This window comes from Myxococcus llanfairpwllgwyngyllgogerychwyrndrobwllllantysiliogogogochensis, assembly GCF_006636215.1.
Lineage (GTDB): Bacteria > Myxococcota > Myxococcia > Myxococcales > Myxococcaceae > Myxococcus > Myxococcus llanfairpwllgwyngyllgogerychwyrndrobwllllantysiliogogogochensis.
The window spans coordinates 1-19978 of record NZ_VIFM01000211.1 but is presented as its reverse complement, the minus strand read 5'-3'; the positions used below and the strand labels follow the sequence as shown (position 1 = coordinate 19978).

The 19978-nt window shown below is 69.7% G+C and carries 17 protein-coding genes; 6 read left to right on the top strand and 11 right to left on the bottom strand.

The genetic code is table 11. From position 1 onward, the window contains the following. Together FJV41_RS36125 and FJV41_RS36120 are read left to right on the top strand one after the other, a co-directional pair. Window positions 1-368 (top strand): DUF4150 domain-containing protein (locus FJV41_RS36125; protein ID WP_141647159.1); only part of this gene is annotated, 368 nt, incomplete at its 5' end. Then, entirely contained in the window at window positions 365-1678 is a 1314-nt protein-coding gene (locus FJV41_RS36120) for a TIGR02270 family protein (RefSeq protein ID WP_141647158.1), read from the top strand. The genes FJV41_RS36125 and FJV41_RS36120, both read left to right, overlap by 4 nt. Before the next feature lie 53 nt (window positions 1679-1731). Here FJV41_RS36120 and FJV41_RS36115 read toward each other — a convergent pair whose 3' ends face one another. The 3 genes from FJV41_RS36115 to FJV41_RS36105 form a co-directional block, all read right to left on the bottom strand. Further along, window positions 1732-3612, bottom strand: a complete 1881-nt coding sequence (locus FJV41_RS36115) for an extracellular catalytic domain type 1 short-chain-length polyhydroxyalkanoate depolymerase (RefSeq protein WP_141647157.1) — start codon at window positions 3610-3612, stop codon at window positions 1732-1734. A gap of 426 nt (window positions 3613-4038) precedes the next feature. Beyond that, window positions 4039-5004, bottom strand: coding sequence for a glutathione synthase (gshB, locus tag FJV41_RS36110; RefSeq protein WP_141647156.1), 966 nt, complete (start codon window positions 5002-5004; stop codon window positions 4039-4041). Between the two features lie 95 nt (window positions 5005-5099). Then, a complete protein-coding gene (locus FJV41_RS36105) occupies window positions 5100-6728 on the bottom strand; it encodes a serine/threonine protein kinase (protein WP_141647160.1) in 1629 nt (542 codons plus the stop codon). Between the two features lie 470 nt (window positions 6729-7198). Between FJV41_RS36105 and FJV41_RS54720 the strand changes: the two genes are divergently transcribed. After that, window positions 7199-8017, top strand: a complete 819-nt coding sequence (locus FJV41_RS54720) for a hypothetical protein (RefSeq protein ID WP_174456080.1) — start codon at window positions 7199-7201, stop codon at window positions 8015-8017. Continuing rightward, complete coding sequence (locus tag FJV41_RS36095; RefSeq protein WP_141647155.1) at window positions 8014-8910, top strand: hypothetical protein; 897 nt, start codon at window positions 8014-8016, stop codon at window positions 8908-8910. Before FJV41_RS54720 ends, FJV41_RS36095 begins: the two co-directional genes overlap by 4 nt. Before the next feature lie 10 nt (window positions 8911-8920). Here FJV41_RS36095 and FJV41_RS36090 read toward each other — a convergent pair whose 3' ends face one another. The 3 genes from FJV41_RS36090 to FJV41_RS36080 form a co-directional block, all read right to left on the bottom strand. Next, a complete protein-coding gene (locus FJV41_RS36090) occupies window positions 8921-9217 on the bottom strand; it encodes a hypothetical protein (protein ID WP_141647154.1) in 297 nt (98 codons plus the stop codon). 22 nt (window positions 9218-9239) lie between these two features. Beyond that, on the bottom strand, window positions 9240-9530 hold the full coding sequence (locus tag FJV41_RS36085; protein ID WP_141647153.1) for a hypothetical protein: 291 nt from the start codon (window positions 9528-9530) through the stop codon (window positions 9240-9242). 279 nt (window positions 9531-9809) lie between these two features. Continuing rightward, on the bottom strand, window positions 9810-10724 hold the full coding sequence (locus FJV41_RS36080; protein WP_141647152.1) for a DUF8740 domain-containing protein: 915 nt from the start codon (window positions 10722-10724) through the stop codon (window positions 9810-9812). 179 nt (window positions 10725-10903) lie between these two features. Here FJV41_RS36080 and FJV41_RS36075 point away from each other — a divergent pair, with 179 nt between their 5' ends. Next, on the top strand, window positions 10904-13093 hold the full coding sequence (locus FJV41_RS36075) for a tenascin-X (protein ID WP_141647151.1): 2190 nt from the start codon (window positions 10904-10906) through the stop codon (window positions 13091-13093). A 124-nt stretch (window positions 13094-13217) separates the two neighbouring features. Continuing rightward, entirely contained in the window at window positions 13218-13676 is a 459-nt protein-coding gene (locus tag FJV41_RS36070; protein ID WP_141647150.1) for a VOC family protein, read from the top strand. A 7-nt stretch (window positions 13677-13683) separates the two neighbouring features. Here the strand turns inward: FJV41_RS36070 and FJV41_RS36065 are convergent, their stop codons facing one another. From FJV41_RS36065 to FJV41_RS36045, 5 genes are all read right to left on the bottom strand, one after another. Then, a complete protein-coding gene (locus tag FJV41_RS36065) occupies window positions 13684-15324 on the bottom strand; it encodes a DUF4166 domain-containing protein (protein WP_141647149.1) in 1641 nt (546 codons plus the stop codon). Then, complete coding sequence (locus FJV41_RS36060) at window positions 15321-16502, bottom strand: SRPBCC family protein (RefSeq protein WP_141647148.1); 1182 nt, start codon at window positions 16500-16502, stop codon at window positions 15321-15323. Before FJV41_RS36060 ends, FJV41_RS36065 begins: the two co-directional genes overlap by 4 nt. A gap of 641 nt (window positions 16503-17143) precedes the next feature. Next, the gene (locus FJV41_RS36055; protein WP_141647147.1) at window positions 17144-18580 is read right to left on the bottom strand and encodes a tetratricopeptide repeat protein; all 1437 of its coding nucleotides are present in this window, start codon (window positions 18578-18580) and stop codon (window positions 17144-17146) included. 153 nt (window positions 18581-18733) lie between these two features. Then, complete coding sequence (locus FJV41_RS36050; RefSeq protein WP_141647146.1) at window positions 18734-19447, bottom strand: head GIN domain-containing protein; 714 nt, start codon at window positions 19445-19447, stop codon at window positions 18734-18736. A gap of 87 nt (window positions 19448-19534) precedes the next feature. Then, window positions 19535-19978: PEGA domain-containing protein (locus FJV41_RS36045; protein ID WP_141647145.1), on the bottom strand; the 444-nt coding region annotated here is incomplete at its 5' end.

Genomic DNA, 19978 nt, shown 5'->3' with positions numbered 1-19978 from the left:
CCTCGGAGATGGGTATAAGAGACAGCTCTAACATCGCCATGTCCTCCGACACCGCGAAGGGCACGAAGAAGGTCTCCGTGGACGGCAAGCCCGTCTGCGTCGAGGACTCCAACTTCAGCACCAGCAGCGGTGACGAGGCTGGCTCCGCGGGCGGCGGCGTCGCCTCCAGCAAGACCAAGGGCAAGGCCGAGTTCGTCAACTACTCCTTCGACGTGAAGTTCGAAGGCAAGAGCGTGGCCCGGACCTTCGACCTCATGCTCCACAACGACAAGAACACCCCGCCCGCGCCGCTGCTCCAGGGGCCTGTCGTCGCGCTCGGCCAGGACGAGATGAAGGCCAAGTGCCTGGTCTGCGAAAAGGAGCTGTGAAGATTCGCCGGCCCACCGTTCGCTGGGAGCTGCTCGAACATCACCTCGAAGAGGCCGAGTTCCTCTGGACGCAGTGGGAACAGGCCCTCTGGAGTCCGGAGCTCACCCTCTCGGAAGTCTCGGACGGAGACGAGGGGCGCCTGCTCGCCCATCTGGATGCGCTCGCCCTGGGCGGTCCTCCCGCGGCCCGACGCTTCCTCGTGCCCGCCCTCGCCTCCGAGGAGCCCGCTCGCATCGCCGTGGCCACCTGGGTGCTGCTCTCCTCCGAAGACCCGAGCGGGCACGACGCTGTCATCAAGTCCCTCGAAACCACTCCCGATGAGGCAGGCCCCGGCATCCTTCGCGCGCTGGAGCTGCTCGCGCGTGATGACCTCCACGCGGCCTTCCTGAAGCGACTGCCCGGACTTCCACCGGAGGTCCAGGCGGGAATCGTCCGAGCAAGACGCCTCCAGCGGCTCGCCTTGCCCGACACGTTGAGCGGAGATGACGCCCTTCAGGCCGAGGCTCTCCGCGCCCTGCCTTACGTGCCTCGGACCGCCCTGGGCGACACCCAGGTGAAGCGCGGACTCGGACACGACAGTGCCCTGGTGCGCGACGCCGCGCTGGAGGTGGGCCTGCTGTTCGGCTCACGTGACGCATGGACAGTGGCTCGTGAGCGGGCCATGTCCCAGGAGCCCTCTCCGCGCGCGGCGCTGCTCTCGCTGGCCGTGGCGGGAGACTCGAAGGACCTCGCGGACCTCGTGGGTCGGCTCGCGGATGAGCAGGTCCGCGAGGAGGTCATCTGGGCACTGGGCTTCAGCGGCAAGCCCGCCGCGGCGGAGACCTTGCTCCCCCTGCTTCATGACGAAGACTGGGGACTGCTCGCCGCCTCGTCGTTCGCCGCCATCACCGGCCTTCCGCTCGCACCGCCCTTCATCCTGGAGGAACTCTCCGAGGAAGACGCGGCCGAGGAGGAAGAGGACGCCGAGGCTCCCGCGCCAGAGGACCTGCGAGAGACGCTACCCGGGCCCCGAGTCCTCCCTGGGCGCGTGGATGCCCACGCCGTGGAGCACTGGTGGGCGGGGCGACGTGCGAGCCTGACGCAGACGGAGCGCTACCTGCGGGGTACTCGTCTCACGGCGGAGAGCCTGGCCACGGCCCTGGAGACAGAGCCGATGCGACGCCGTCCCGCGCTCGCCTGGGAGGTCGCCCTGCGCAGTGGCGGTGCACTGTTCATCGAGCCCCGACTGTGGAGCCACTCGCAGCGACAGCAGGCGCGGACGCTGGTGGCACAGCTCACACGCGGCTGGAACCGCCTGCAGAGCCGCTGAATCCACGGCGGAAGAGGGGACAGTGGGCACACCACCGTCCCCTCCGTTTCACGCTACGGCGTGTACACGACGGTGAGCACGGCGTTCGTCGAGTCCTTCACGAACAGGTACTGCGTCGCCGTCTGCTCCAGGCTGAAGCGCAGCCGAAGCTGCGTCCTCCCCGTCCGGTTGATGGAGGCCAGGCCCGCGCCGCTGAAGTCCGCCGAGGCCTTCGCCCCACTCGCGAACTTGTCGATGCTCGCCACCGCGGTCGCATCGGCCGCCGCCGCCCAGTCCGTGACTTCCGTGGACGCGGCGTTGAACGTCCCCGCCTTCACGTCGATGACCACCGTGTTCCCCGCCGGCGTCGACCACGCGTCGCCCGAGCCCGACGAGTAGCTCACCGTGAGATACGCCCGCGTCACCGTCGCCCCATCCGGCAGGCTCGACGTGTCGAACGAGACGAAGGAGCGGTTGTACTTCCCATCCGTCCCACGCCCCAGCGCCAGGTTCGTCAGCGTCCCCAGCACCGCCGCGCTGCCGTCCGCGTTCGCCTTCAGGTAGCCATCCTCCGCCGCGATGCTCGTGAAGGTCGCCGTCGTGGGCGTCGGCGTCCCCGTGTTGTTCACCGTGACGCTGGTATCGCTGTCCGTCGCCTGGTTCCCCGCGGCGTCATACGCCCGAGCCCCCAGCGTGTGCGCCCCGTTCCCCACGCCCTGGCTGTTCCATGTGAATTCGTACGGCGCCGACGAGGCCGTCGCCACCGGGCTGCCATCCACCAGCAGCTCCACCCGCGCGACACCCACCGCGTCCGAGGCACTCACCACCACCTTCACCGCGCCGCTCACCGTCGTCCCACTCGCCGGAGACGTCACGTTCACCGTGGGCGGAGTGGTGTCACCGCTCGGCTCGCCACCGCCTCCGGTGAGGCCGAAGAACTTCGCCTGGTGATACACGGCGCAGATGTTCGCGTCCGTCACGTACGCGCCCGTGGAGCCACACGCCGTGGTGCTCCCGGGGAAGTTGTACTGCGCGTCGAACGCCACCGCGTGACCCATGCCGGTGATTTCCCACGTCTCGACGAGCGCCCGGCCCGCGCCGTCGCGGTAGACCTTGTGCGGGAAGCCCGACACCGTCTCCGTCGTGTCCGGCGTCTGGTCGATGCCGTGAACGTTGGTCCACTGCTCCATCGCCTCCGTGCCGTTCATCGGCCGGACGGTGAAGTCGCTCGTCCCGTACCAGATGGACACCGGCGGACGCGGCCCCGTGTAGCCCGCGTAGCCACTCCGCGCCAAATCCCCCCACGCCGCGGGCGTCTTGTCCGTGCCCGGGCTCATGCACGAGAACGCCGCGTTCATCGACGTGGCGCACTTGTACGGCCCTCCCGCGTTGATGGCCCCCGCGGAGAAGACGTCCGGATACACGGAGAGCAGCGCCGGAGCCATGTACCCACCGGCCGAGAAGCCGACGACGTACACCCGCGACGCGTCGATGGAGTACGCCGCCTTCATCGCGTCCACCATCTGCTTGATGGACAGCGCCTCGCCCGAGCCACGCGCGATGTCACCCGGCTCGAACCAGTTGAAACAACTGGTCGCGTTGTTGCCGCTCGCCTGCTGCGGATACACCACGTAGAACTTGTAGACGTTGGCCGCCGCCGTCCAACCACTCAGCTCCATGCCCGTCGCGTTCTGCGTGCAGCCGTGGAGCACCACCACCAGCGGCGCGTTCGCCGCCACACCCGTCGGCACGTGGCGATACATCGCCAGGTTGCCCGGGTTGCTGCCAAAGCCCGTCACCTGCGTCAGCCCCAGCTCGGACTGTCCCAGCTCCGGCTCGGCCTGCACGGAGGGCTCGGCGTCGAGCCCACCACAGCCCACGGCTCCCGCGAACAACCACGCGGCGAGGGTGAATCGAGAACACGTCGAAGTGAAGCGGGGACGCTGCGAGGACATGGTGCCTCCCGGGCCGCCGGGGGGAAGAGACGGCCACGGGCCGCAACGTGACTCCCCCGCATCTCCCGGGTTCAAGGCGCGCCGCGTCGCCTCGACGGTGAAATATGAACCAGGATTCATTTTATGCACTGCGTCGAATTTCCATGAAACATGAACCATTCTTCAGTTCACGTTCCGCTCGGGAATCCGACCCCGGCCGCCGTCACCCGCGAAACACCGAGACAACGTCCTCCGTCAGGCTCACGGCAGCCGACCTCCACGAGTGCGACTCCGGAGCCTCTCGGCGCGCCACCCGGTGACAGGACCGCCTTTCCCCAGCCGAGCGCGCGGACCTCTGGGGTCCACGGACCGGCGGGGCAGGGCACCTCATGCCCTGTGCTCTTCGTCAGAGCACCAGGCGCCGAGCGCCGAGCACCGAGCTTGGACTCAGGACGCGGGGCGCTCGGCGGCGAGGCGTTCGGCCACGTCGATGACTCGGGCCTCCACGCACACGCCATCCAGGTGGTTGGCTTCCACCAGGCCCGTGGGGCTCGTGACGTTCACCTCGGTGAGGTAGTCGCCGAGCACGTCGATGCCCACGAGCAGGAGGCCGCGCTTGCGCAGCTCGGGCTTGAGCCGCTCACAGATTTCCAAGTCGCGCGCCGTGAGCACCGCCTTGTGAGGCGTCCCACCGGCGGCCATGTTTCCGCGGTGGTCGTCTCCGGACGGCACTCGCAAGACGCCGCCCACCGGCTCGCCATCCACCAGGAGGATGCGCTTGTCGCCCAGGCGGCTCTCCGGGATGTACGCCTGCGCGACGACGGCCTCGCGGCCTCCCTGGGTGAGCAGCTCCACGGCCGAACGCGCGTTCCTGTCACCCCGCGACAGGAAGAGGATGCCCTTGCCGCCAAAGCCGTCGATGGGCTTGAGGATGGTGCCCGTCTCGTTACGCGCGATGAAGTCCAGCAGCACCGGCAGCTCGCGGGTGATGCGGGTGTCCGGCATCAGGTCCGGATAGCGCAGGGCGAAGAGCTTCTCATTCGCATCCCGGATGCCCGCCGGGTCGTTGATGTAGACGGGCTTGCGGCCCTGACATAGCTCCACCAGCTGTGTCGCATGGAGAAATTCAGAGTCGACGGGCGGGTCCTTGCGCAGGAAGAGCACGTCCAGGTTCGACAGCGGATGCGTCGCCTCGTCGAGCACGTCGAAGTGCCGGCCCAGCTCCCGGCGCACGGTGACATGGCGCATGCGCGCCTCCGCGCAGCGCCCGTTGAACCGCAGCCAGCCCTGCTCGAAGTAGAGCACCCGGTGGCCGCGCTTCTGGGCCTCCAGCATCAGCGCGAAGGTGGAGTCATGGTCCACTCGCACGGTCTCGAGCGGGTCCATCAGGAAGCCAATGGTGAGCGCGGCCATAGTCTCGTCGAAGGTGATTGAAAGGGTGCGCGAAGATAACAGGACCGCGTGTCACATCCCCAGCTTCATGGGGGCGCGAGCGAGCCCGCGCCGCCCTACGGCAAATCCTGCCAGCTATCGAATCTGCGGGTCGTCGCTTCTCCCGCGACGATGTCCACCCTGAGGGTGCGCCACTTCCCCTGAGGGTCGCGAACCTTCAGGGTGCGCGTGCCCGCCGGCAGGGACAGACCCAACACGGGGATTTCTCCCGCATCCTTGCCGTCCACCTTGAGGGGCGCCTTGTCGCCATGCACGCTGAACGTCAGCTTGCCCATCCCCCGCGAGGACTTCACGACAGCGGGCTCCGGCTTCCTGTCCTCGTCTTCGTCCTCACGCGATGAGGTCGTCCGGACCTTCTCCGGCTTCTTCACCGGCTCCGGCTTCTTCACCGGCTCCGGTGCCTTCGCCAGCGCGCCCCCATCTCCCGGCTCCGGAAAGATGGGCAGCCCCGAGTTGTACGGCTTCAGCTCCACGACGGGCTCCATCGTCGCGTCCAGCGCGCTGCTCAAGCGCAGGGCGCCGTAGCCACCGCCCCCGAGGATGCCGAGCAGCACCAGGCCCCACAGGATGTTCGAGCCCCGGCGCTGCCCAGGCGTGAGGTCCGTGTCCGCCGGGGGCTGACCTGCCCGGGGCTTCACCGTCGACACCTTGCGAGAGACCTTCTTGGCACCCGGCACGGAGGGGTTGCCCGTCTTCGGCGTGGCCTGGTTCTCGCGCACCGGCAGGTACGGCCCGTCGTCCCCACGCAGGGCGCGCTTGGCGGCCTCCAGCATGAGGCTGTTGGCGGTACCGTCCGCGCTCTCCAGCAGGGCGCGCGTGGCCGCCATCCGCTCCGTGAACAGCTCCTTCATCAGCGAGCCGCGGTGGTCCGCGTCCTGAATCAGCGAGCCCGCCGCCGCTTCAATCGCCCGCGCCATGTCCCGGCCGTTGGCGAAGCGCTTCTCACGGCTGCGCTCCAGGGACTGCATCACCACCTTGGAGACCTGCTCCGACACGTGCGGCGTGACGTGCGAGGGCCAGGGGATGGGCGCCTCGAGAATCTTCATCATCTCGTCGCGCTCCGTCTTGCCCGCGAACAGGCGCGCGCCGGTGAGCATCTCGTGCATCATCACGCCCACCGAGAACAGGTCGCTGCGGCCATCCAGCTTGTCGCCGCGCACCTGCTCCGGGGACATGTACCCGGTGGTGCCCTTCACCGTGCCCGCGTGCGTGCGCTCCAGGCTGCCCTTCGCCTTGGCGATGCCGAAGTCGAGCAGCTTCACCATGCCGTCGTACGTCACCATGATGTTCTTCTGGGCGACGTCGCGGTGGATGACGGGGCTGGGCTCGCCCGAGGGCGCGGTGAAGGTGTGCGCGTAGTGCAGCGCCATGCAGACGTCGCGCGCCACCGACAGCGTGAAGCCCAGCGGCACCGGCTGCTGGCTGCGCAGACACGCGCTCGTAATCTGGTTCAGGTTCTGCCCGGCGATGAACTCCATCGCCAGGTAGAGGCCGTCCTCCTCCTGCCCCAGGTCGAACACCTGCGCGATGTTCGGGTGGTTGAAGGCCGCGGTGATGCGCGCCTCGTCCAGGAACATCCGCTCGAACTGCTCGTTGTCCCGAGCGTCCGGCAGGATGCGCTTGACGACGACGTATTTACGGAAGCCACCCGGACCCGAGGTGAAGCCGAGGAACAGCTCGGCCATGCCACCCACGGACAGTTGTGTGACGACCTCGTACTTCCCGATGCGCTCGCCCCGATAGAAATCGATGGGTGCAACCTCCACGACAGCGCCCCGACACCGGAGCAGCACCGCAACGGAGGATAACAGGCTTGTAGGGCGCGGACGTGCGGTGAGAATGCACCGTCACGCACGGTCGCCCCCTCATCCACCGGCGACCTGTGGATGGCCTGTGGATAGCGGGGGGTGGGTTGTGGAGAAACGGTGGCGTGGATCAGCGCCTGTGGGAGGCCGGGGGAAACCGCCAGTTTACCCACATGTAGCATCGGCCGAATTCGTCAGTCATCCCGCGAGCTTGCTGACTTATCCCCAAATCCGAGCCCTCTACTGCTTCCACTATTTGATCAATACCTACATAAAGCTTTTCTAGAAGCAGCAGGCCGCTGGGGACAACACCTGTGGACGGGTGCAACACGGTTGTAGACTGATGGGCCGTGCGCGCGTGGACCTTCATGTTCTGGCTGTTCGCCTCCCAGGCCTGGGGCGCGGAGCCGCCGCTGGTGCGCGCCGAACAACAATTCGACGCCCTGGAGTTCGATGCCGCGGCCACGTCCTTCCTGGAGGCCCTGGAGGGCCCTGGGACGCGCGTGGAGCGTCTGCGAGCATGGCGGGGGCTGGCCATGGCTCGCGCCTTCATGGGACAGCGCCAGGAGGCTCAGGCGGCCTTCGAGTCCTTGCTCGTCCTGGAGCCCTCCGCCCAGGTGAAGGACTCGCTGGGGCCCAAGGTCCAGGTGCCGTTCCTCGCGGCGCGGGCGGCGATGGAGGGCCAGCGGCCCACACTCACGGTGACGCGGCTGGCGGATGGCCGGGTGGTGGCCGTGCTGGAGCAGCCCCGGAAGGTGGCCACGGAGGTGATGGTGGCGGTGCGCCTGCCGGGCGCGGCGGGCTTCTCCGCGGCGGTGGGCCCGCCTTCGGGGCCCGTGGCGGTGAAGGCGCCCGCGGCGCGGGCCGTGGAGGCCTATGCGCTGGCTCGGGATGCCGGAGGCTTCGTCCTCTTCGAGCAGGGCAGTCCGCGCGCGCCGCTGCGGCTGGAGGCCACCGAGCACCTGCCGCCGGCGGTGGCCTCGGCGCGTGACGCGGCGACGTCCCCCGCGGCCGAGCCGTCGCTGGAGGAGGCTCCCCGGCGCGCGTTCTGGCCCTATGTCGTGGGGGGCGTGGGACTGGCGGCGGCCGGGGTGGTGCTGGGCGTGGTGCTGACGCGGCCGGAGTCCCTGGCGCTGCCGGCGGCGGACCGCACGGAGCGTTTGCCATGAGCCTGGGGACGTCGCGGTGGGGGCTTCTCCTCGTGGCGCTGGGCGCGCTCGTCATGCCAGGCGGCTGCGAGCAGAGCACCCCACTGGTGCCGCCCGAGTTGTGCGCGAGCGTGGTGTGCCCGGACAGCCAGGCCTGCGTGGAGGGCCGGTGTCTGGCCACCACATGTCAGGGCGTGGCCTGTGGCGCTGGGCGCGTGTGCGAGCGCGGCGCGTGCGTGGATCCGTCGTGTCTGGGGACGAGCTGCACGGCGGGCGAGGTGTGTCGCGAGGGCACGTGCCGGCGCGTGAGTTGTGGTGGCACCGCGACGTGTTTCCCCACGGAGCGCTGTGTGGGCTCGGAGTGCGTGAGGGACGGATGTCTCGGCGTCGCCTGTCCCCAGGGCACGGTGTGCCGGTCCGGAGGACAGTGCCGGAGTGTCGCGTGCTCGGCGGACTTCGCCTGCGCGTCCGATGAGCGCTGTGGCCCAGAAGGCCGCTGTGTGTCGAGCGCGGGTTGCGCCGCGGTGAGTTGCCCCGCGCAGCGCGTGTGTCGCGAGGGCGCGTGCCTGGCGCTGTCCTGCACCACCGGGGAGCAGTGCGGCCCGGGCGAGGTGTGCCGCGCCGGTGGATGCCTGTCCGCCACGGAGGCCTGCGCGGCGGTGGGCCCGTGTGCCTCCGGACAGGTGTGCCGCGCGGGCGTGTGTCAGGCGGTGGTGTGTGGCGCGGGCAAGCCGTGTCAGGGGCTGGAGGGTTGTCGCGCGGGGGTCTGCGAGGGACCGGTGCGCGCCGAGCTGGGAAACCTGGTGCCCGCGGGAGGCGTGCTTCCTCCGGGGCCTGGCTCGGTGGGCATGGGCCTGGGGGGCACTCCCGCGCGGGGGCCCACGCACACGCTCTATCCAGGGGCCACGCCGTAGAGCGGACGGCTCAGGCGTGCGCTTCACGCAGGCGTTCGAGGAGTGCTGGCAGTCCCGCGAGCAGCTCGCGGTCCGTGCGCTCCAGCGCGTTGCGGAGGATTTCGAGGTCCTCCGCGTCACGCTCCGCGTTCACCATGCGCTGGAGTCCCCGCAGACGCTGGTTGCGCAGGACGAGCCGGGCCAGGGTGTCCTCCAGCTCCTCCGCGAGCGCCTCATCCAGTTGGAGGTCGCGACTGATGAGCTCGCGCAACTGCTCCACCAGGTAGGTGAGGTCCCAGGATTCTTCGTAGCCGGCCCGTCGAGACATCGCTTTTCACGTATCGCCGGGCTCAGCCCAGCGCTCGAGCGCGCGTGAGCCCCGAGAGGGTCAGCCGCGAGCGGGATGGATCCATCTCCACGACGACGTGGCATCCATCCAGGTCCAGGTTCAACGCATAGGGCTCCGACATGGGCAGCAGGCCGCGCTCCTGATGCGCCAGCGAGGCCATGCGGAACAGCTCCGAGAGCAGGGCCTGCCGTGTCTCCGGAGACAGTCCATCCACGCTGCCCTGCAGGCTGCGTGGGATGAGCACGGTGAAGGCCTGGGATGATGGTGAGCCCGCGGTGGAGACGGAGGTCATGCCGTTTCCGACTGCTAGAACCGTACCCTTCTCGGATCCAACCATTCCGCGCGGTTGCAGTGGGTCCGAAGAGACCGTCTGAAAAAATCACAGGGTTTCGTCACCCGACGCCTGAAGGGTTCGCGAGGAGGCGAGGGCTTCGTGTGCTCGTTTGGCTCCCTTACCCGAGCGGATGGGGATTCCGTTCGACGTTCAGCTCTCTGACGAGACTGCGATTTCGCGCGGGTGGATGAGGTCAAACGCGCCGTCGTGTTCGACGTGCTGACGCTCGGCTTGTCATCAGGGGATGCGACAGCAGATGGCGTAGGCGGTGGGGGCGGTGCTGCTGGTGAGGTGGCCTCGGCAGCGATAGCCGGGCACGCCCGGGGTCTGCGTGAGGCCGTTCTCGAAAGTGACGCCCGCGGGCTGGAAGGCGACGCTCACGGGCGCGGGTCCGTCCTCGAGTCCACTGCAGCCGCCGCCCATCAGCGTCTCCCCCATGCCGCACCACGCGGTGGCGGCGCGAGGGTCGAGCGTATCGTTGCCCGTGGCACTCTTGTAACTACATGTCAGCGAGGGCCTCGCGTGGGTGTGGTCGGAGCGGGCCGCGATGCGCGCCGAGCCGTTGGTGCCGCCCGCCGTCGGGAAGCTGACGCGCACGGCGAGGGGCGTGCCCGAGGCGATGAGCCCGTCTCCATACGTGGGCGCGGGCGCGTCCAGCTTCACCTTGTCGGCCGCGGACATGAAGCCGGGGGCCGTGGTGGTGGCGTTTGTATGGGTGTGGCTCGTGGGCGCGAAGGTGGAGGCGGCGCGGCCCTCCAGTCGGATGCTGTCGCTGGCGCGCAGGGCGAAGGGCACCGAGGCCAGGCGGAAGCGCGGCGTCAGCTCCGACTGACTGGCGAGCGCGACGCCCAGGTGCATCTCCGAGCGTCGCACCAGGTCGTCCCCCAGCGGCGCCGAGGAGCCCAGCACCACCGCGTAGTAGCCATTCGTCACCGGCACGGCCAGGTGGTTCTCCTGCCACAGCGGGGAGCCGCCGCTGGGCGTGGCGTAGAGGGCGAAGGCGAGGTCCTGGGGAGAGTTCTCGGGCGTGCCGTCCGCGCGCACCAGGCGCCCCTGGAAGGTCATCGTGCGCGGCACGTCCTGCGCGGCTGCGGGGAGGGCCCACTGCGCGAGCACGGCCAGGACGAGCACGAAGGTGGGACGCGGGGACATGGAGGACTCCAGTGGAGAACGGACGCCGGGAGTCTACAGGCGCGAGCGTTCAGCAGCCGAAACGCAAGCATTCCCGGAGGGTCTTGGGAGGGAGGGTGGCCGACAGCGCGGTGAGGCGCACCCCTCGCATCCTCCGGGCGCGAGGACTATACGCCAGGGCTGGAGCACGGGAGGCACCCATGGCACGCGCGACGAGAGCAGGCGGGGTGGGGTGGGCATTCATCCTGTGGGCGACGGTGCTCGGCGCCTGTCTGACGGCGTGCCGCGAGGGCCCTCCCCTGGTGGGTGCCGAGGGCCGACTGAGGTTGTCGCTGTCGCGGCTGGATTTCCCCCCTGCCTTCCCGGGCGGTGTCCGCGAGGCGGAGGTGCGGGTGCTCAACGCGGGGCGCGCTCCGCTGGACGTCACCTGGACGGCGGTGGAAGCGCCCTTCTCGCTGGTGGATGCGTTGCCCTCGCGCGTGGGCGCGGGCGAGGTGCCGGTGCGGCTGCGCTTCAGCCCCCAGGCCATGGGCACGTACGAGGCCCGTCTCATCGGCACCGCGTCGGATGGAGGTCGCGCGGAGCTGGTGCTCGCGGGTGAGGCGCGGCAAACGCCGGAGTGTCAGGCGGTGACGTGCTCCACCGCGGTGTTCGACCCCGTGTCCGAGCGCTGTGTGGAGACGGTGCTCCCGGATGGCACCGGGTGTGACCCAGGCAATGCCTGTCTCACCACGGCCATGTGTCAGCAGGGACGGTGCAAGGGACTGGAGCGTCCCTGTGACGACGCCAACGCCTGCACCACGGACGTGTGCCACGCGCTGGACGGCTGTCGCGCCGTGCCCGCGCCGCCGTGTCCCGGAGCGGGCGCCTGTCAGGTGGGCACGTGCGACCCGAAGCTCGGCTGTGGCCTGGCGGATGCGCCCGATGGCACCTTCTGTGGAACGGAGCGCGGCTGTGATGCCGCCGACGTGTGCGTGGAAGGCGCGTGCGCGCGGCGCAACCTGCCGGATGGCTTCGTCTGCGCGGCGGCCAGCCCGTGTCAGGCGGAGGGACGCTGCAAGGGGCCCGTGTGCGAGCGGCCCGACGCGGTGTCGCTCGCGCCGGACTGGGTGCTGGACGCGCGGGTGCGGAGCATGAACCTGCATGACCTGCTGGTGGGGCCGGAAGGTGACGTGACGCTGGCGGGCTTCTACGAGTCAGCGCTGCTGGACGCCGCGGCGCCCGTGCCCATGCTCAGCGGTGACGCGGCCCGGCGCTGCATGCTGTGGAACGACAGGCTGCTGTGCATGGACCTGCCGGATGACGGCACGGTGTCCCTGGTGGAGCGCTACACGGGCGCGCCCCGGTGGACCTTCACCCTGGCGAGCGCGCGGCCGGATATCGCGCAGCGCACGTCCAGCCTCTTCCTGGCGCGGCTGGCGGTGATGGCCCCGGACCGACTGGCGGCCCTCTTCGAGGCCTACCCCGTGGGCCTGAACCGCGAGACGTTGTGTCGCATGTATTTCCTGGTGGTGCTGGATGCGTATGGACAGATGGTGTCCGCACAGGAGCTCACGGACCCCCTGCTGTCCGAGTGCAACCACCCGCACCCCTTCGGAGTCGTCTCCGACGCGGTGGGGGATTTGTATGTCTCCTTCTCGCAGACGTTGAACGTGGGGGCTCCGCTCCAGGCGGGGGCCCCTTCGCTGCTGATGGCCTTCTCGTCGGACGGCGTGCCGCGCTGGCGCAAGTCACAGGCGCAGCGCGCCGGTGAGCTGGCGGTGGTGAACGGGCTTTTGTTCCCGGAGCGGGGCACGCAGGCGCTGAGCACGGCGGACGGCTCGGTGGCTGGGACCCTTCCCCAGCAGTTCGGCCGCGCGGTGGCCACGCGCGAGCTGCTGGTGCCCAGCGCACCGGGGACCACGGTGAACGTGAACGAGGGTGGCGTGCTGCCCGTGGCCACGGAGCTGAAGGGCTACGGCCTGCCCGCGCTGAGTCCCGCGTGGACGTACTCCCTGCGCTCGGGACAGCTCCTCACCTCGAAGGAGCTGCGGCTCGCGTCCTGGCCGGATGCGCCCGGGTTTCCTCCCCGGACGCTGGTGCTCACGACGGCCACGGACGGCGACGACAGGCAGTTGCTGGTGGGCGTGCGCATGACGGACGGCGGCGAGGCGTTCCAGTGCGAGCTCGACTACGCGCCCCGCTCGATTCCGCAGCTGCTGGAGCTGGCACCCGGGGCCCTGCTGCTGATGGACGGGGCCACCACCTGTGGCGAGTGTGACCCACCGTTTGCCTACAGCCAGTCGCGCTTCCAGCGCTTCCCCATGCCGGGCCTGTTGCCCGCGAAGGAGCCGTGGCCGGGGACTTTCGGCGGGCCGGGCCATGACCACCACGAGGGGGCCGACCACTGAGGTTGGGACGGGGAGCGCCCTTTTCTTGAAGAAAACACGGGGGGCGTGTCGAAGTGCCGGGCGCGGTTCCGACGTAGGGCAAGGCCGGCGCCATCCAGGTGTCGCACCCACCAAGGACTTCCCCATGCAGAAAATCACCCCGTTCCTGATGTTCAACAACCAGGCGGAAGAGGCGGCGAAGCTCTACACGTCGGTGTTCAAGAACTCGAAAATCACCTCGGTTGCGCGGGGCCCTGACGGCGCGGCCATGTCCGTCACCTTCGAACTGGAAGGTCAGCCGTTCATGGCGTTCAACGGCGGGCCGCGGTTCAAGTTCACCGAGGCGATTTCGCTGTTCGTCAGTTGTGAGACGCAGCCGGAGGTGGACTCGCTCTGGGAACAGCTCACGGCGGGGGGCGGAAAGGACAGCAAGTGCGGCTGGCTGGAGGACCGGTTCGGGGTGTCCTGGCAGATCATCCCCACCACGTTGATGCGACTGATGGGAGACAAGGACCCGGCGAAGGCGGGACGCGTGGTGCAGGCGATGCTCGGGATGCAGAAGATTGACATCGCCGCCCTGGAGCGCGCCTACCAGGGAAGCTGAGCGGTCCTCAATCCGTCGTCACCGGAGGCACGGCGTCGCTGTGCCTCCAGGCCTCGTAGTGGATGCGGCCCAGGGGGGCTCCAGCCGTGGGTCCCCCGCCAAACGTGCCGATGATGTCCACGCGCTCGGTGGCATCCGAGACGGGATGGATGCGGAACTCCACGCCTCGGCCGAACGGTGGCAGCACCAGGCCGTGCCAGCGCAGCGTCCCACCTCGCAAGCGGATGCCGCCGTCCTCGAGGACGGACACGTCCAGCTCCAAATCCAGGCCGTGCTCGACGAAGACCTCGTGGAGTCGGCCGTCGCGCAGGATGAAGTCCGAGTCGAACCTGCGCAGCACGCCGTCGCAGTACAGCTCCCGGACGAAGTGCATGGAGCCATCCGCGCGGCGGAAGGTGAGGAAGCGTCCGGGGAAGGTGCGTGCCCCGTGCTCGGAGAGGCCCTGGCCGGACAGGCGCGTGGCCATCCAGGCCAGCAGCCGGGCCGTGCGCGAGGCGAAGGTGACGGAGGCTCGGGCGCCCCACGCACCGGGGTTCGCGTAGAAGCGCATGACGCGAGGGTCCACGCGGGACATGTCCGGGCCCAGCACGGTGGCGAGCAGGGGCCAGACATCCGAGGGCCTCGCGCGCTGGCCCCGGTGCACGGCCTTCACACCGCGACGGTAGACACTGGCCGCCGTCCACGCGGTGATGAAGCTCGTGAGCAACAGCCACGCCGTGCGCCGCTCATCGACGAGGCCGGTGTCGTGGCGCCAGCGCGGCAGGCACAGCGCGCGCACGGTGGCGAAGGCGTAGTGGCGCAGCAGGCTCCAACTGGCGCTCAGCATGCGTGACAGGGACAGCGCCAGGCCGTGGGCGATGGCCGTCTCACCCGGCACGGCGCCCGCGAGGGCGGGCTGGTCGAAGAGGCGCGCGCCGAGCGTCATCTCCACGTGCTGCACCAGCAGGCGCCACAGCGGCTCGTGCCCGTGGACGCGGGCCTCTTCGAGAAAGGCGGCCTCGTACCCGACGTCACGGGCCCGGGCCACGTCTCGCATGTGGGCTTCAATCCAGCGCTCGTCGCGGACTTCGAGCGGGAGCTGGTCCTCGCAGGCGCGCGCGTAGGACGCCCACTCCCGGGTGCGGGGAAATCCACGCTCATCCACCGGCATCACCGCGGCGCCCAGTCGCGCGAAGGGCTCCGACACTCCCCAGAAGCGGCCGAGTGTCACCGCGCTCGCGGCCAGCAGGTGCACCTTCGCCATGCGGCACGGATGCGCGCGGTAGAAGTCCGCGAGCAGGCTCAAGGAGAGTCGGCAGGCGCGGTGACGGATGGCGAAGTCCCGCAGCTCCCCGAGCGGCGCATCAGGCAGGGCCGTCCGCGCTTCGTCGAGCTCCTCCGGGTGGAGCCGGGCCTCCCGCTTCGCGTCCCTCGGGAGCAGGGCCTCCAATTGGGAGTCTCCCGGGTGCAGCTCTCCCGACCGCCGCAGGGCCTCCAACTGCGCGTCCGCCAGCGGGGAGCCTTCCGAACGGAGCAAGGCCTCCAGTCGCGCATCCTGGTGCGGTGAGGCCATCGAGTTGAGTTGGAACACGGTGTCCTCCACTCGCGTCTCGAAGCGGGTCCGCGGCGGCTTCCGTCGCGGATGCGTCTCCACGGCTTCGGCGCTCATGAAGAGACCTCCACAAGTTCTCCACAGGGATACGCCGTGGTGGACTCGCGGTCCTCGACGCCTCGGCCAAGCCAGCTCCTCGCCGCACCCGGCGCCGGCGTCCGTCCGAGCACCCGCGCGAGGATGAACAGCCCGAAGCGCCACCGCGAGCGCCCTCGCGTCGGGGCGTGTTCATCCCCGGCGCACCACTGGCGCAGCGTCTCGAAGCCCCACTCCGTGCCCAGCCGCATGACGGGACGGAACAGCACCGCGTCGAGCACCTCCCCCACCACCCCGTACCGCGCGCGGTAGTCGAACACCGTCTTGAAGAACGTCCCCCCGGGCCGCTGCTCGTAGAGCCATACGCCGCGACCGCGCAGGATGATGCTCCGCCAGTCCTCCGAGCCGAACTCGAACGTCGAGCGCACGTGCGGCGTATTCGCCAGGTAGCGACCCCAGCCGATGATTTCGAGCCCGAAGCCCAGGTGCGTCCGGTAGTCCATCAGGTGGAACCCCCGGGCATCGGCCTCCGGCAGGTAGCGGATGGACGTGAAGCGCACGTCCCACGCCGTGTGCAGCGCGGGGTCCTGCGTGCGCTCCCACACCACCTCGACGGGCGCGGGGATGAACACCTCCGCGACAATCCTTTGGAGCCGGGGTTGTCGGAATGGAGTGGCCATCGGTCGCCTCCGGAACGCGAACCACCGCGCCAGGTCCTTCGCGAAGACGATGAGCGCCGTCACGCCCATCACCGTCATCAGCGCGCGCAAGGCCACGGGCACCAAGGGCGGGTCCACGCGAAGCCCCGTGGGCAGCAGCCTGTCCGCCCACACCGCGTGGAAGGTCGCCATCAGGTAGAGCCCCACCAGCACGCTCAGCACCACGTGCATGAAGTACTCACCCCGGGGGACACCGCCCTGGGACGCTCGGCTGTCGCGCTCCTCCCAGACATCCGCGAGGGCGACGAAGACATCCGCGGCGTACAGCACCCCGAGCAGCCCCAGCGCCCACCCCTGGATGCGCACGTGCGGCACCCAGAGGAACTGGAGCGCGTAGATGAGGTGGCGCGCGGTGTGCCAGAGCACCTCGCGCTGACACTCGGGGCGCTCCTGGAGCCGGCCGCGCCAGAGGTGGAAGTAGAGGACGTCGAAGGCCCCCAGGAGGCCGATGGCGAGCAACAGGTAGAAGGCGACGTGCATGGCCGGGCCTCAGTGCAACGGCACGGCCAGCGCCTTCCGGGGATGCAAGCCTTTGGAACGCCAGGGATTCAGCGGATTCGACGCGAGCCTCCCGTCAACTCCGTGGACAGCGCCGACAACCCGGGTTGTCGTCCCCAACTTCTCCACAGGGCTTCTGCGTGCGAGTGGGTTTCACCGGGCCTCTGAGTCGGCGGCCTCGGTGCGTCATGAATCACGCGTCAGGTGTCATGACGGGCGTCGCGCACCGGCTCAAAACGGCGCTCGGGCGCGCTGTCAATCGGTCGTCCTCGAATTTTCCTGAAAGATTTCCAGGACGGGTGGTGAACGCGACCCGCCCTGGAACCTGGAGAAACCCGGCCTGACACGGCACACCCCGCGTCACCGACCCTGCGGGTGGACATGCCCCGCGTACCCGATATTCTTCGGCCATCGTTGCGTTGAAAGACGTAGACGTGTTCCACATTGCCCACGCGAGGCCTGCCCGGGATGCACCCCTTGGTCCCGGCGCTTGTGTGGAAGGAGTGCGGTTGCCCGGACGACCTTGGAGGTCCGGCGTGCGGCGGCTCCGTTGCATCGTGGGGGGCCCGCTCGGGCCCCGGGGAGAAGCGCGTTCCCTGGGGCCCGAGTCACCTCGTCACTGACTAGGGCCCCATCCGGGCCGCGCCCGCGGGCGCCTTCGCCCCGAAGGATTGCAGGTAGCGCGGCTCGTCCCGGGTGCTCTCCTCCAGCAGCTCCTCGGTGAGCGAGTTCAGCGGCCACCGCTCCATCGCCGTCTGCTGGAACACGGCGATGGCCTGCTCCAGCTCCTTGATTTGATTCATCGCCAGCGTCCGGCCCGCGTCGTCCTCCAGGTCCTGCGAGCCGCCACGCACCAACTGCAGGCCCGTCATCCGCTCCACCACGGTGGTCTGCTGGACCAGGCTGGCGCCGATGTCCCGGGTGATGCGACCCAGGCGCTGACGTCCCTCCGGAGAGAGCGCGCCGCGCGTGGCCACGTTGCGCGTGCGCAGAATCCACGTCCCCCGCTCGTTGATGCCTCGCAGGGACACCGCCATCGCCAGCGCGCTGGCGTCCGGCACGCCTGCTTCCTTCAAGAGCCGGCGAGTCTCCCGGTAGCCATCGTGAAACGAGGTCTCCCGCCACGCGGGCAACGTGGCCACGCGCTCCAGCGCGTCGATTTCCGCGGCCGTCAGCTCCGTGCCGGACTCTGTGTCACCCAGTAGCAGGAGCAACTGAAGTTGCATCGAGCGCGGGTGCGCCGCGGCCAGCGACTCCAGCTTCTGGCGGAACGTCTTGCGCGCCCGCTCGTGCTCGGACTCCGGCAGGGACTCGCCCCTCAGCGCGTCCCGCACCGCGAGGTAGAGGTCCGGGTTCTCCAGTCGGGGCACCTGCGCCAGCAGGAAGAGGGACTTGTCCGCGTCCAGCTTGCGCGAGGCGAGCGCGAGCCTCAGCTTGACGTCGTCCGAGGGCGCCCGCTCCCACGCGAGCTTCTCCCAGTCGGAGGCGGTGGGGTCCGGCGGCAGGGGCGTGGCGCCTGGAAGCAGCTCGCTCTTGCCGAGGTTGGGGCGGCCCAGCGTCACCCACGCGTCTCGGAAGGCCTGCTGCCAGGAGACACCCGGCGCGCGCCGCAGCTCGCGCAGCGTCTCCAGCAACTTCAGCTCCGGACTCCCCGGCGCCACGGCCGCGAGCTGGCCCAGCACGGTGGCGGCCTCCGCGTCGTTGCCTTCCTCGAGCGCCAGACAGGCGTGCACGAACAGGGCGGGTGCGTGCCTGGGCGCCAGCATCAGCGCCTCGCCGAGCGACTCGCGGGCCTTCTTCAACTCACCCGTGGCGGCGGCGCGCGCGGCGCGGTCCGTGTGGCGCAGCACCTCCGGGGACACGGTGGGCTTCGCGGCGCCCTGTTTCTTGGGGGAGTGCTCGCCGTGGTCATGCGCGTCATGGCCTGGAGGCGACTGCCTGCCCCGGAAGAACAGGGCACCTCCGGCGACCAGGGCCACCACCAGTCCCACGCCACTCCACAGTGCTGCCTTGCGTCCCGATGAGCCCTGCGTGGAAGGAGGAGGAATCGGGTCCGTCATGGTGTGGCGTCTCCGGCGGGTGGGGGAGCCGCATTCCAATCGTCCGCGACGACTGGAGCAAGGTGGCCCTCTCCCTGGGGGACAGTGTCCGTCCCTACCCAGGGGGGCCCCCACCCGCGTCCGGGACGTGCCCGGACGCCTGGAGCGCCGCGCTCAGTCCTTCAGGTAGACGACGCGGGTACCACCGCGCGCCTTCACCTCGGTGCGGGGGGGACGGGAGACGCACTGGACGGTGGTGCCGCCCGTCGCGTTGACGGAGAGGCTCTCCGAGGGGTCCGCTTCCACGTGGACTCCTCCGCTGGCTTCGACCTCCAGGGACTTCACGCCCTTGAGGTCCATGGCCTTGATGACGGCGCCGCCGCTGGCCTCGATGTCCAGCTCCTGGGCCCGCCCCGCCAGGTTGACGGCGGCCCCGCCGCTGGCCTCGACCTCCACCTTCTTCGTGTCCACGCCCCGGACCGTGAGGGCCGCGCCGCCGCTGGCCTCGGCGGAGAATTCGTCTCCGGAGGGGGAGACCTCCGCCTCGACATTCCCGCCTCCGCTGACGTCCACGCCGTCCAGGTGGGGGTTGGAGACGTACAGGCGCACCTTGCCGCCCTGGAATTGGCTGAAGAGGCCGTCGCGCTCCACCTGGGTGGTGAGCTGTCCGTCCTTCACCACGAGTCGCAGGCGGGACAGCAGCTCCGAGGGCCCCTCGACGCGGACCGACTTGGGGCCGACCTTCACCTGGGCCTTGATGCCGTGGCCCACCGCGAGGCTCTCGAAGTCGGGGACATCTCGCGCCTCACCCTTCTGGGCGCCCTCCGCGAAGGAGGTTCCCGCGAACATCAACAGCGGGACGAGCAGGGACATCCGGGCGGTCTTCATGGCGCGCTCCCAAGGCATGGGACCCGGCAGGGGCCCCGTCATGGCGGCTACGCGCGGCGCTCCGAGCGATTGCCACCCCTGGGGCAACTACTGGCGGGAGAGCATCTCCAGCGGGACTCGCACGGCGGTGGTGTCGCCGGGCTTGATGTCGACCGACAGCTTGAGTGCCTTCCCGTCGCCGTCCACGAGCTTCAGCGTGTGCTTGCCGGAGGGCAGGCTCACCTTGAAGAGCGGGGTATCACCCAGGGACTGTCCTCCCAGATACACCTTGGCGTAGGGCTCGGTGACCAGGGTGAGGAAGCCCGGCTCTCCGGTGGGCGTGGCCGCACTGTCCTCACCCGAGTCGAACGTCGCGCGCTTGCCGTTCCGGGTCGTCGACTCCTTGGTGGTCCGCTTGCCCGTGGAGCGACCCGGCTTGCGCGCGGGCTTGTCCTCCACCTCGTCCAGGGTGGGAGGGGCGTTGGAGGGCTCCGGGTCGGGGTCGACGGTCTCCGCCAGCACTTCGGGTGGGGGTGGGACCTTCTCCACGAC

Coding starts and splice junctions, on each gene's coding strand:
- FJV41_RS36115 (WP_141647157.1), bottom strand. CDS start 3,612: ATGTCCTCGCAGCGTCCCCGCTTCACTTCGACGTGTTCTCGATTCACC.
- gshB (WP_141647156.1), bottom strand. CDS start 5,004: ATGGCCGCGCTCACCATTGGCTTCCTGATGGACCCGCTCGAGACCGTG.
- FJV41_RS36105 (WP_141647160.1), bottom strand. CDS start 6,728: ATGGCCGAGCTGTTCCTCGGCTTCACCTCGGGTCCGGGTGGCTTCCGT.
- FJV41_RS36095 (WP_141647155.1), top strand. CDS start 8,014: ATGAGCCTGGGGACGTCGCGGTGGGGGCTTCTCCTCGTGGCGCTGGGC.
- FJV41_RS36090 (WP_141647154.1), bottom strand. CDS start 9,217: ATGTCTCGACGGGCCGGCTACGAAGAATCCTGGGACCTCACCTACCTG.
- FJV41_RS36085 (WP_141647153.1), bottom strand. CDS start 9,530: ATGACCTCCGTCTCCACCGCGGGCTCACCATCATCCCAGGCCTTCACC.
- FJV41_RS36080 (WP_141647152.1), bottom strand. CDS start 10,724: ATGTCCCCGCGTCCCACCTTCGTGCTCGTCCTGGCCGTGCTCGCGCAG.
- FJV41_RS36075 (WP_141647151.1), top strand. CDS start 10,904: ATGGCACGCGCGACGAGAGCAGGCGGGGTGGGGTGGGCATTCATCCTG.
- FJV41_RS36070 (WP_141647150.1), top strand. CDS start 13,218: ATGCAGAAAATCACCCCGTTCCTGATGTTCAACAACCAGGCGGAAGAG.
- FJV41_RS36065 (WP_141647149.1), bottom strand. CDS start 15,324: ATGAGCGCCGAAGCCGTGGAGACGCATCCGCGACGGAAGCCGCCGCGG.
- FJV41_RS36060 (WP_141647148.1), bottom strand. CDS start 16,502: ATGCACGTCGCCTTCTACCTGTTGCTCGCCATCGGCCTCCTGGGGGCC.
- FJV41_RS36055 (WP_141647147.1), bottom strand. CDS start 18,580: ATGACGGACCCGATTCCTCCTCCTTCCACGCAGGGCTCATCGGGACGC.
- FJV41_RS36050 (WP_141647146.1), bottom strand. CDS start 19,447: ATGAAGACCGCCCGGATGTCCCTGCTCGTCCCGCTGTTGATGTTCGCG.